Below are 4979 nucleotides of genomic sequence, written 5' to 3' on the forward strand. Positions count from 1 at the left end.
GCATCGATGCGGCGAACGATGCCTTCGCCGGTGAACGTGGCATAGACGTTGCCGCGTGAATCGACGACCAAGTCATTGGGGCGCTGGTTCTTTTCGAATTGAGCCAGTGTTTCGGTTTTGCCACCCGTGCCCAGGATTGCAATCCGACTGTTGGCGTTGTCGCTCAAATACAACTTGCCATGCTGGTAGCACGTTCCAGAGATGGCAAGCGGTTCTTTCACGACGTTTTCGGAAATCACTTGCAACGTTGCCAAATTGATTTTGGCTAAACGTTTGGCTTTGACATCGGGAGCATAAAGCAGATTTCGGCCATCCCAAGCGGCGCCATCGACAAGTTGGAAATCGGCATCCAGCCGTTTGAGTTCCGTTCCGTTTGCAGTTGGAGATTCGGCGGTAGCGTCTGTGTCATGAATCGCCAGCATGGCGATAGCGAACAATGCGGCGAGGCAGCGTGTCAGAAGGTGGGCGGGCATCGAATGGATGTTCCTCGGTGGCAGGGTTGAGTGGGGAGTGATTTTTGAAGTGCGCTTAAGTTTACTCACTCTTTTATTCGCAATGTGCCCTGCCCTGCCCCGTCATGCCAAATTCACTCGCGTGGTTTGACGTCCTGAAGCTGGGTTTCGAGTAGCCGCATGCTTCGCGACAGCAGCACACGGATAGCGACATCCGTTTTGCCTAGCTTGGCGGCAATTTCCTTGGTTGGCAAACCTTCGACGTAACGCATGCGAATCGACTGTTTTTGTTCGTCCGACAGTTCCTCGATCGCCTCTTGCATGCGAACCATGCGAATGTCGCGGCTCAGCGCCGCACTGGGCGACGTCATACTAGCGACCAACATTTGTTCCAATCCCAAAGCCGCCGTGCCGCCTGAATTTGCTGCGTGAATCGATCGCTGGCGACCCGCGTCTCGACGTTTCGCGCCAAAATGAAAGCGGTGGGCATCGACAACCCGGCGGCGAGCGATCTGCTGCAGCCACTGCATCGGCTCGTATTGGTCGAAGGGCGCCGAATCGAGGCTCGACAGCGCCGCAGTGGAGACTTCCTGGATCAAGTCATCCAATTCGACCACAGCCAACAAATGTTCTCCGGTGATCGATTTTAGAAAGCCAGCCAATTGCCCGCGGTTCAGGTCGATGTAGTTCGCCAGCGCCTCGGCATCGTGCTGTTTGATCCGCTGCACGAGTTCGGGTTGATCGAATTTATCCATGTTCAAACCTGTCGGTGAGGTAGCTTGATTCCCCCAATCAACATACAGTAACGACGTCGTTTTAAGAAACCGTTGCGTATGCGCCGAATTTAATTTCGTGGAGAAAGTTTTGCTAGAGATTCTGCAATGAAAGCTCGGATCGACTCCCACGATCCCCGTGATGACGATATCGACGCGGTCATCCAGGCCTGTCTTGAAAAGCTCGTTCAACGTGCTTCGGTTCAGCAGCCGGCGGAATTACGGAACTTGTTGCCCGACGTCGAATCGGACCTGCGTCACTTCGTGTTGGTCGAATTGATCAAATTGGACATGGCGATGGCGGCCGACGCAGGGACGCTGCACGGCATCGAGTACTATGTCGATGCGATGCCCGATCTGCTCTCGATGGAAACGGTTCCACTGGATTTACTGATGGAAGAAATCCAGCTGCGAAAAGATTTCGGCGAAACGCCATCGCATGACGAATATTTGCTGAGGTTTCCTCAGTACGAAGCATTGCTGGACCAAATGTTGACTCGGATCGAGGCAACTCGTTCGGTCGCCAAGTGCGGGCTTCCTCCGGAGATTCCGGTCGGCAGGCAAGTGGATGACTTTCTGATTCTCGCCAAGCTCGGTCAAGGCGCAATCGCTCACGTTTATCTGGCTCGCCAAATTTCGATGCACCGCTTGGTCGCACTCAAAGTCTCGCACGGCAGCGGTGACGAGTCTCAGGCGCTCGCTCAATTTGATCATCCCAATATCGTTCGCGTATTTGATCAGCGGACGGTTGCTGACCAAGCATTGCATTTGTTGTACATGCAATATCATCCGGGCGGCACCTTGGCCGATGTCGTGCAATGGGTACGCCATTGTGATCGTTCGCAGCGATGCAGTCGGTTGCTTCTCGATTCGGTTGACCAAAACTTGCTGAGGGCGGCGCAAGTGGTTCCAGATCGTTCGGCTGTCAGGCAGTGGATCGAAACGGCTCCCTGGCCGACCGTGGTTGCATGGATGGGAATGCAGCTAGCCAAGGCGCTTGACGAAGCCCACGCATGCGGTGTGTTGCATCGCGATGTGAAGCCCGCAAACGTGTTGTTGTCGGCCGAGTGTATTCCGCAGCTCGCCGACTTTAACGTCAGCTTCGCGGGTGCTGCGGGCCGCGCCGGTGCGGCGGCCTCGTTCGGTGGTTCGATTGCCTACATGGCTCCCGAGCATCTGCGAGCGATTAGTTCAAAGCTGCTCGACGAACCCGAAAAGGTTCAAGAGCCTGCGGATCTGTATTCGCTCGCCGTCACGCTGTGGGAATTGTGGCAAGGCGAACGGCCGTTTGCGTGTGACGCCATCGCGGGGTCTTGGAGCGACGCGGTATCGATTCAATTAGCCGCTCGGGCAGAGCCACTGAAAGAACCGCAGCGATCGGAAACTGCGTCCGAACGCGTGCTCGAAAAAGTGCTTCGCAAGGCGTTGTCGTTGGATCCGGAGGATCGCTTTGTCGATGGTGCCGAGATGGCAGGTCGGTTGCGGTTGTCGCTTCACCCGGAAACCGCAACTCTGTTTGATCCGCCTGGAAAATCAGTGGCGATGACGCTCTCGAGATGGTCACCTTGGATCGTGACCTGTGTCATTTTGTTGCTGCCGAATATGATCGGCGGCTGTCTAAATTTTCAATACAATTTTCATCATGTGATGACGACGGCTGAGACCAAGGAAGGATTGCGGATCGTTTCATGGATTGTCAATTTAACGTTCTTTCCGTTTGCCGCAGGGATCGCAATTTGGTACACCCGGCGGATTGTACGTGCCGTCGATTCGGTTCGCCGTGGGGCGCGTGTTGATCCGTCGGATCTCAGCGAGACACTGGAACTTGGTCATCGCGCGGCATTGATCGGAGGCTCGTTGTGGTTGATTGCCGGCGTGTTGTTTCCGCTCGTTTTGTCGTGGATCTTTCCCGATTTTAGTATGACGCAGGCGGTCCATCTTTTTATGTCGTCACTGATCTGTGGCGGCGTGGCGATGATCTATCCGTACTTTGGCATGGCGTTGGTTGCCACGCTTGTATTCTATCCCCGCTGCTTGAGCGGGACGATGCAAGACCCGCAATTTGATCGGCGATCGGACCAGATTTTGTACCGTAGCGAATGGTACTTGTTGATCGCTGCGATCATTCCGCTTCTCGGTGCTGCCCTGCTGGTTACCACCAAAAGTGCGTCGCAATTGTTCACGTTGACCGCGCTGGCGGCAGGGATCATCGGGCTGCTTGCTTCGTTCTTTGCTTATCGGTTTATCGTCAACACGTGGAAGCAAATGGACGCCGTGTTGTCCAAGAGAACATCGATGGTGCCCGGCGAGTTGACCGCCGCAACTTGATATCGAGCTCTTTTCAAAAACGGCGTGCGGGACGATTGCATCCTCGTTCCCCCCCCAAGAACTTGTGATGCAATCGTCCGCACGATTTGGACTCGGGCGATTTGGACTCGGGCGATTTGGACTCGGGCGATTTGAACTCGGATTCTCGATCCTAAATTCCGCTCGCCGCAGCAACGTCGTTCGTGGCGTTGTTGGTGTCGAGCATCTTGATCGCCGAGCGGAGTGACTCGGACTCGGGCTCGGTATCGAGCGATCCGTTTTGCAGCGAGTCGATTTGCGGTGCCTCGGCTTGAGGAACCACGTTTTCTGCGGCGGGTTGCACGTTCGCAGCGTTACCGGATTGGATCGTGGTAACCGATTCGGTTTCCACCGTCGTGGTCACCGATACCGAAACGACGGGGATCGATGCGGCGTCAAACGCTTTCAAGTTGTTCGCTTCGTCGCTCTCCATCAGTTCGTCAAAACTGTCGATGGCGACAACGAGCCGCTGAAAGCCGATGACTTGTCCATTGCGGTTGCCCATCGCCAGCGCTTCGATTGGCAGTGTCACCAGCACTTCGAGTGATTCGCCGGGTTCGATTTTGTCTGTCTTCACCGTCGCGTTGGGCGAAGTTGGACAGATATGTCCAAAAACCGCCACGGCGGTCACATGAAAACCACAAACACGACGAGTGCTATGGTTTTGAATCACGATGGCGAACGTCGGGCCACACGCTGAATCGAGATGTTCGTGTTGGTGGACCTCGACGATTTGCAAGTCGCCGATTTCACAATCGGGAATCACCACGTGCCCAAACGACGATGAATGAAATGTCGAACCACGATTAAACGTGTTGTTGACGCCGTGCTGCGAGATCAAGTCGATGACGTGAGAGCAATAGGAATGGTTTCCGAATAGATGCGAGGCATTGATTTGCTGTGCATCGGATTTCATCGTCATGCAGACGATGAAACTAGTGGTCATCAAGACCTTGGTCAATATTTGTCGGTTCATGAGTTTGCCTGCTTCGAAAAATGTGAATTGAGTTTCGATAGAAGAAAAGCCCGGCAACCGCGAAACAATCGGGTTGTCGGGCTTATTGATGTTTGTTGAATCAGCAGAGTTGATGACTACCAGCAACCCCAGTAGCTGGTGTAACAAGGGGTGTAGTAGGTGTACGTCGGAGTGTAGCTGTAGTGGGTTGTGAACACGGGGGTGTAGCAGCTGTGGCTGTGGTACACCGGACGGTACCAGCTGTGGAAGCTACGGTAGTGGTGGTGGCGGTGACCGTAGCCAATCCGACGGAAACAGGCCGCGATCGCCTCTTCGCCACTTTGCTTCTCGCCGTCATTCAGCAGCGACTCGACATCCGCAAGTCCAAGATCGTCGCTGTCATCGACCTGAGCGATCGAGTCGTTTTGGTCTAGGTTGGCGATCGTCGAGAGC

5 protein-coding genes are annotated in these 4979 nt (G+C 54.7%); 1 reads left to right on the forward strand and 4 read right to left on the reverse strand.

Annotated features, from left to right (window positions below):
• Together ABX962_RS29960 and ABX962_RS29965 are read right to left on the reverse strand one after the other, a co-directional pair.
• On the reverse strand, positions 1-473 hold a 473-nt coding region (locus ABX962_RS29960), incomplete at its 3' end, for a hypothetical protein (RefSeq protein ID WP_372725043.1).
• Positions 474-586: 113 nt separating this feature from the next.
• The gene (locus ABX962_RS29965; RefSeq protein ID WP_372725045.1) at positions 587-1207 is read right to left on the reverse strand and encodes an RNA polymerase sigma factor; all 621 of its coding nucleotides are present in this window, start codon (positions 1205-1207) and stop codon (positions 587-589) included.
• 126 nt (positions 1208-1333) lie between these two features.
• Between ABX962_RS29965 and ABX962_RS29970 the strand changes: the two genes are divergently transcribed.
• Positions 1334-3553 carry a serine/threonine protein kinase gene (locus ABX962_RS29970; protein WP_372725047.1) on the forward strand — a complete coding sequence of 740 codons (2220 nt, stop codon included), beginning with the start codon at positions 1334-1336 and terminating at the stop codon, positions 3551-3553.
• A 151-nt stretch (positions 3554-3704) separates the two neighbouring features.
• On the opposite strand, the gene ABX962_RS29975 is transcribed toward ABX962_RS29970, so the two are convergent.
• Together ABX962_RS29975 and ABX962_RS29980 are read right to left on the reverse strand one after the other, a co-directional pair.
• A complete protein-coding gene (locus tag ABX962_RS29975) occupies positions 3705-4547 on the reverse strand; it encodes a hypothetical protein (RefSeq protein WP_372725048.1) in 843 nt (280 codons plus the stop codon).
• Between the two features lie 116 nt (positions 4548-4663).
• Positions 4664-4979, reverse strand: a 316-nt coding sequence (locus ABX962_RS29980; RefSeq protein WP_372725050.1) for a hypothetical protein, incomplete at its 5' end; no start/stop codon positions are given.

The organism is Novipirellula sp. (assembly GCF_041583735.1).
Taxonomy (GTDB): Bacteria; Planctomycetota; Planctomycetia; order Pirellulales; family Pirellulaceae; genus Novipirellula.